Annotated in this window: 5 protein-coding genes; 3 read left to right on the top strand and 2 right to left on the bottom strand. The window is 39.9% G+C overall.

The window, feature by feature from the left end:
* The coding region (locus JWG41_RS21230; RefSeq protein ID WP_205270391.1) for a methyl-accepting chemotaxis protein at positions 1-1,496 on the bottom strand (1,496 nt) is incomplete at its 3' end.
* Between the two features lie 279 nt (positions 1,497-1,775).
* Between JWG41_RS21230 and JWG41_RS13165 the strand changes: the two genes are divergently transcribed.
* A complete protein-coding gene (locus tag JWG41_RS13165) occupies positions 1,776-2,186 on the top strand; it encodes a DUF3052 domain-containing protein (RefSeq protein ID WP_205270390.1) in 411 nt (136 codons plus the stop codon).
* Positions 2,187-2,199: 13 nt separating this feature from the next.
* On the opposite strand, the gene JWG41_RS13160 is transcribed toward JWG41_RS13165, so the two are convergent.
* Complete coding sequence (locus JWG41_RS13160) at positions 2,200-2,571, bottom strand: hypothetical protein (protein ID WP_205270389.1); 372 nt, start codon at positions 2,569-2,571, stop codon at positions 2,200-2,202.
* Between the two features lie 252 nt (positions 2,572-2,823).
* Here JWG41_RS13160 and JWG41_RS13155 point away from each other — a divergent pair, with 252 nt between their 5' ends.
* Positions 2,824-4,815: a methyl-accepting chemotaxis protein gene (locus JWG41_RS13155; protein WP_205270388.1), complete on the top strand. Its 1,992-nt coding sequence runs from the start codon at positions 2,824-2,826 to the stop codon at positions 4,813-4,815.
* Between the two features lie 345 nt (positions 4,816-5,160).
* Entirely contained in the window at positions 5,161-6,864 is a 1,704-nt protein-coding gene (locus JWG41_RS13150; protein WP_205270387.1) for a porin, read from the top strand.
* Positions 6,865-6,869: the final 5 nt, after the last annotated feature.

Below are 6,869 nucleotides of genomic sequence, written 5' to 3'. Positions count from 1 at the left end.
TTGGAGGCGCGACTGATTTCGTTGACCTCCATTTCTAGTTGGACAATCCCTTTTGATGCTTCTTTCTGACCAAGTAACTGTTCTTTGGTGGATTCGGAAATTTGTTTGGAGAGTTCTCGAATTTGTCCCAGTTCCACTAATATCGCAGACAAAGTATTTCTTTGTTCCAAATACAATTGGTTCATGTTTTGGATGGCAACCAATGTTTGGTTCAATCGATCGATTTGAGATTTTGCTAGTTCCCCAGTGCTTTTGGAAGCATTTCTTGCATTCGTTATGATTTCTTTGGAACTTTTAACGACTATGGAAATTCGTTTTACGTTGTTTTTCGTAAACTCGGCAAGTTTACTCACTTCGTTTGCGACAACGGCAAATCCTTTTCCTACATCACCGGCTCTTGCCGCCTCAATCGATGCATTTAACGCCAGCAAGTTTGTCTTTTCACCAATTTCGGCAACTATGTTATTGATTTCGTTTACTTGGTCAAAGGAAGATTGGATGGATTCTAAATGATTTGCTGTTTGGTCAGCAACTTCTGTTACCGACATACTTTCTTTTTTATTGATCTCAGCAATTTCTACCAAACGTTCACTTTGTACAAGAATTTGGTCTACAGTTTCTTTTAGAATTTCAGTATCTGCCACCATTCCTTGTACTTTGTTGTTTTGTTCTTCAATGGACGATCCATTCGATTCAAAAGAACTAGATAATTCTGAAATGACGGCAGTGATTTCTTCTAAGGAGGCTGCTTGGGATTCTAGTTTGATGGATGTTTGAGAAACAAAGTTGCTGAAGTTTGTGATGGAACTTTCTAATTTTACAGCAGCATTGGCAGAAATTTTATTTCGTTCTTTGGTTTGGCCAAGTAGAACTTCTGATTCATGTGCTTTGATTTCAGCAAGAGAGCTAATCTTTGTTAGAAGTTGGACGAGTAAACTAACAATGTATCCAGCAGTGAAAATAAAAACTGGTTTTAGGATCTCACCTGTGACACCCACATAACCTGGTTTACTGGAAAGTTCTGGATCCACAGAAAGTTGAAGCCCCGAAATAGAGACCGCGCAATAAAGAGCAACTCCAGACAAAAAAGAACCTAACAGAGAGTTAATCAAAACAAATTTACGATCTCCCAAAAATCCAGAATAAATGGCATTGAAGAAAAAGATAAAATAAACAATGGCATTGGCAAGAGCTGCCTCTGCCTCTTTGGCACTTAACGTACAATCCATTATGATGGTTCCAGAGAGAACCAATGTATCGAGTAAAACTAAAAGTTTATGGAACCAAGTGGGCGGGTTTGTTTTTTTTTCGAGAATGTAAGCGATCGCACAATAGAAACCCATAGTGCAGGTTCCAATCATATGGATCACAAACATCTTCGGTTGGAACTCGTCTTTGGCTCCCAACATTGCAAAAACGAATAAAAGAACCAAACCAAATCTGATTCTATTAATAATGATTTTTCCTTGTTTCCAAAGATCTGCAATCGTTAACACTAATTACCCTCAATTCATAAAAATCACCAGAATGGCGATTAGGCGCAATATTTTATTGGTTGTATACATCTACGGATCAAAACCAAAGGAAATACTCTGTATTTTTCCATTTTCCAATGAAAATTGATTTTTTTAAAAGAGGCGCGGACTGATTGTATTCTGGTTCCTCCGCATATGCGGAGGATTTAGAAAAGATCTAGAGAAAATTAATTATGTCTAGAAACTAACAATGTTTTACCGATCCTATTTACAGGATTGTCCAATCGTAGGGGGAAAGTGATGACAGCTGGGTATTCAGGAAAACCACTCATTGAAAAATTAGGAATCAAAGAAAATATGATCCTTCATTTTATCAATCTTCCATCCAAAGACTTTACCAAAGATTGGGGAACATTTCCTAAACAAATCCAGATCTTAGAGAAACCAAAAACCGGATTGGATATGATTCATTTTTTTACCCTATCTTCTAAAGAGTATTTTCAAAAACTTCCTAAACTCATCAAATTTATCAAACCAACGGGAATGATCTGGATTTCTTGGCCAAAGAAGTCGGCCAAAATTCCTTCCGATATGAATGAAGATTTGATTCGTAATTTTGCTCTAGAATTGGGACTCGTTGACATCAAAGTCTGTGCAGTCGATGAGGCTTGGTCCGGACTGAAACTAGTGGTTCGAAAAGAAAACAGATAAAATAAAGGATTCCTTAGGATTCATGTTTGATCTCACTCGATAACCATTCCAATGCTTCTTCTTTGGTATCAAAGAGTTTGAATTTATTGTCTGTATTCAAAATTTTATAAACTTCCAAGATCGCAACCTTAGCAAAGTTAATTCCAATCACTGCGGTTTTAATAATTTTTAATTTGCGTAAAGCAGCGATTTCTCCATTCATCATTTCTGCAATGTATTCTTCTGATAAAAAGGTGTTCGTAAAGTCTATAAGGCTATAGAATTTGCCAGGCTCTGCTCGGTAAATTTGGATGATTTCATGCAATCGTTCAATCATTTGGTCTGCGTCCAAATCCCGGTAGTTCGCATAAAATATTTTTTTGCCTTCAATTTCAAACCAACTCAAATTTCTTCCCCTAAAAGTTTAGAATATTCTGTAATAGAAAACCTACTACCGATTTCTGTTTTTTTTATCATTTGAGAATCCCTACGTGGATGTACTTAAGTTTTGTCTAATGGTCTGAACAAAATGTCCTTTCATTTCGGCCACTGGGCCAGTTAGGGAATTTCATTAGAATCTTACAAATATGTAGTTTGACAAATTCGATCCTAAGATAACCACAATAGATTCTATTTGTTTTTGCCAGGAAATGAAAGAATGAAATTCAATAGCCTAAAGACCGTCATCGTCGCTCTAAGTGTAACCGTAATCATAGTAATGGCTCTTGGAATCTCTTCCTTTGCCTATTTCATTGGTAAATCCTACATTGTAGACGCATATATTGGAGAGATGAAAAACGTAGCCAAACTCTCCGGAAGACAAATTCGCAATTTTTTCGACCAACAATTTCTCTTAGCGGAATTCATAGCCACTAGCCCTGAATTTGCCGAACGATCGATTCGAAAAGATCGCAAATACTTAGACCCACTCCTCGCCAATTTGAGCCAAAAATTCGGTGTTTATGAAAATGTATTCTTATCCACTGCAGAACTAAACCCTATCGTTTTTTCCGATGCAACGGGCAAGGCCATTGGATTTCGTTGGGGAAACACGGGCTTCGATGAAAACATCAAAGCTGTTCTTGAGGGAAAAGCCAGTTTAAGTAAAGTAGCTCGTTCTCCTGTCACACAAGAACCCGTTGCAGTCTTAACCATGCCTGTATTCCAAGGCAAACAAGTTGTTGCCATCCTTGCCTTTGCTGTTTCCTTAAACCACCTTACCGATGAAGTGGTGAAGGATGTTCAGATTGGAAAGGAAGGTTTTGTTGCCATCACCGATAGAGAAGGCCAAGTTATCGGACATCCTGACAAAAAGTTAATTCTAAACCTCGATATCAAAAAACTAGACTGGGGAAGGAAATTACTCGAACTCAAATCAGAAGAACATATGGAGTATTTTTTTGGAAGAGAAAAAATCGCCACAGTATTTGATTTAGAAAAGTATAATATTCGTTTGGCGACAATTGCCTCGAAAGGTGAAATCTTAACTGTCGTTCACGATATGTTATTCAAAATCGGAATTTTTGTTTTTATCATTTTGAGTATTTCTATTTATGCACTTTCTCGTTTAATTTCCAAACGACTGAAACCCATTTCGGGACTCAGAGACCTCTTTAAAAAAATGTCTACTGGTGACCTGTCCCAATCTCTCACGATCACACATAGTGATGAAATTGGAGAACTCAGTGGAGATACAAATTCATTTTTAGTCAGTCTTCGAAAGATCGTATCCGAAATTCAATTCATTTCTCAGGAACTTGCTTCGAGTGCCGGCGAACTTTCTTCTAGTTCCGATAGTTTTTCGGGAGGAGCACAAGCAACAGCCGCTTCCACCGAACAGATGTCAGCTACTGTAGAAGAAATGTCAGCGAGTATGGAAAACATCACCGGTTCCATCGACATCCAACACAGAAACATTTCTCAATTTCAAATTAAAATCCAAGAATTAGCCAATAGTGTGAAACGAGTGGGTGACGAAATTGACAATACACTCACACGAATGAAATCGATCTCCAACCAAGCCAAGGAAGGAGAACAGTCTCTCACGGGAATGAACGATATGATTAGCAATATCTTGAAGTCTTCTGATGAAATGAAGGCCATCATTGCAATCATCAATGAAATTTCAGACCAAACACAACTACTAGCTCTCAATGCGGCGATTGAAGCAGCTCGTGCTGGGGATGCGGGAAGAGGATTTGCCGTGGTAGCAGAAGAGATTTCAAAACTTTCCATCCGAACTGCATCATCGATCAAATCGATTTCTGAGATGATCAACAAAAACTCGAAAGAATTGGATGGAGGTGCCAAGAGCATCCAATCCTCCACTTCTCTCATCCAAGAGATCATCAAAAGCATCAATGATGTTTCCCAGGCTATGGATTCCCTCTATAGCATCATGGGTTCTCAGGCAGAAATCAATCTTTCCGTTTTAGAAAACTCTGGAATTGTGAAAGGCGAATCGGACCAAATCAAAGTTGCGGCCGATGAACAAAGAGGAGCCGTAAGAGAGATTACCGATGTGATCACTCAGATCAATGAACATACCATCAATACGGCCGCTGGTGCCGAAGAGATGTCTTCCTCGGCGAAGAATCTTTCCAACACAGCCGACAAATTGAAAGGAATCTGCGACCAGTTCCAATTATAAAAGATTAAGGTCCCAAGCGGAAGGGATCGTAGCGGAAATCCTTTCGCCTGTCGAAAGATTGCAGCGTAGAGCCCGGTCCGCGAAAGCGGATCCGCCCAAAACTCACACTCATCATCAAAGATAGGTCGTTATGTTTTTGTCATAAAACTCTCTTAGTTATATGACAAAGCCTCGATTTCGTAAAAAAAAGTACAATTTGTCCTCCATTCAAAGCCCTGTAATCAATTTGTAACAATCCCGTCATCGAAACCCAACAATACTTCAATATGTTTGTCACTAGACTGAAACATTGAATCAGGTGAGAACCACCGTTTGTAATAATCCCAATCAGTCACAAAGAATTGAATGAAGACTATCTCAAAAGCCATTTTGGCCGTCCTCTTCCTTGTGAGGGCCATTTCTGCAGAATCAGAAACTCCCAAAACCAATGAACTGACTCCGACGGAAACCAAACCTTCGGAAGCCAAAGAACATAAAAAAGAAACAAAAGAACCACAAGCGAAAGTATACCGAGAACTCTATGAAGATACGGAATCGGGTCAAATTTTTACAAAACCAGGACCTAACCGTGTGAAGGTGGACTACAACCGTCCCCTGCCCAATGGAAATTCCAGCACCCTTCCCGATGCCTTTGCTCACAGGCCCGATGATACCTCAAAAGAAAAACTAACCATTGCCGGTCGGATGCAGTTTCGCGGTGTTTCTGGATCGGAAGATTCACTCTACAATAATGGACATCGTGATTTTAATACAGTGGATTGGAACTTTCGTCGTCTTCGCTTCGGAGTTCAATACGAAAACGAATGGTGGGGTGCGAATATCCAACTTCGTTTGGAGAATATGCTCAATCGAACGGATGTGGTGCAAACCACAAACACTTTGAATTATTTGGATGCGAACGGAAGGGCTGCGACCACAACTTATGTAACCAATACAAAACTAAAAGACAATCGTGGTTACATCCATGAAGCGTTTGCTTATGCAAAGATTCCTTATGGTGGATTACGATTTGTGTTTGGACAATTGCCAACACAATTCAGTAGAGAGTATTTACAATCCTCTGCGAACTTTGTGACTTTAGAGCGCAGTATGATTGTGAATGCCATTCCGCAATTTGATAACGGGGTGATGATCCAAGCAACTCCACTCAAAGAAATAGATCATAAATGGGAAAGGTACTTACAAGTGTCCCTCATGGTGAGTAACGGCAAAGGTGGCGGAGGGGATTATGGAACAGGAAGACGACAGGACTTAACAACCGCTAACCGATATGGAGCGGTGAATACTTCTCCCATTTATTATGCACGAGCCCAAGTGAATGTCTTTGGTGGTCTCAAAAGAGAATCTGATGGTAAGATGGTGAACTGGCAGGAAGGAGAAGAAATTTTCCAACGAGAGTTGAAATGGTCTATCGGTGCCGGTTATGTGCAAACTCAGAATTTAATCACACCATCACTTTATGTTCCGGAATACACACCTGGCACAACGAGTGGAATCCAACTCCTCACTTCCCAGGCTGCGAACCCAGACCGTGGGAGTTTGGATTCCAATGGAAATCCGAATTTCTTAGTCCAAAACTCGGTTCCTACTTTGGGTCGGCCGAAGATGGGCCTAATCGGACATACTTATGATAGTACCTTTACTTACAAAGGTTTCTATTTGTCTGGCGCCTATACCGCATTTGGTGGTGCCGCTTCCAATGATCTATTTGGATATCATGGAACGGTTGGTTACAATATTCCTTTTTTGGATAAATACTATATCATGCCAGTGCTTAAGTATGAATACATCCAAGGTGACTTTAATCGCAATGGGAAGGTAGATCCAACAGATTCTTTGCGAGTGTATTGGGCAGGCCTAAACCTATTCGGGGACAAACACCATTTCAAAGCCCAACTCTATTACCAAGTCCTTGGCAATCAGTTTGATGTGAATCCAAACACAGGAAATGCCATGCCTATTGATGATAGAAGAGTTTACTTACAACTGCAAGCGAACTTTTGGACCGGAGTGGTTTCTCCAGAAGCTTATAGCTATCGACCCAACTAAGAGGA

This window comes from Leptospira chreensis (assembly GCF_016919165.1).
GTDB classification, from domain to species: domain Bacteria; phylum Spirochaetota; class Leptospiria; order Leptospirales; family Leptospiraceae; genus Leptospira_A; species Leptospira_A chreensis.
The sequence above is the reverse complement of the archived record's forward strand: the minus strand, read 5'-3'. Positions and strand labels throughout refer to the sequence as shown.

Bases quoted from the DNA above. Each gene is read 5' to 3' on its own strand.
- JWG41_RS13165 (WP_205270390.1), top strand. From the start codon at position 1,776: ATGACAGCTGGGTATTCAGGAAAACCACTCATTGAAAAATTAGGAATC.
- JWG41_RS13155 (WP_205270388.1), top strand. From the start codon at position 2,824: ATGAAATTCAATAGCCTAAAGACCGTCATCGTCGCTCTAAGTGTAACC.
- JWG41_RS13150 (WP_205270387.1), top strand. From the start codon at position 5,161: ATGAAGACTATCTCAAAAGCCATTTTGGCCGTCCTCTTCCTTGTGAGG.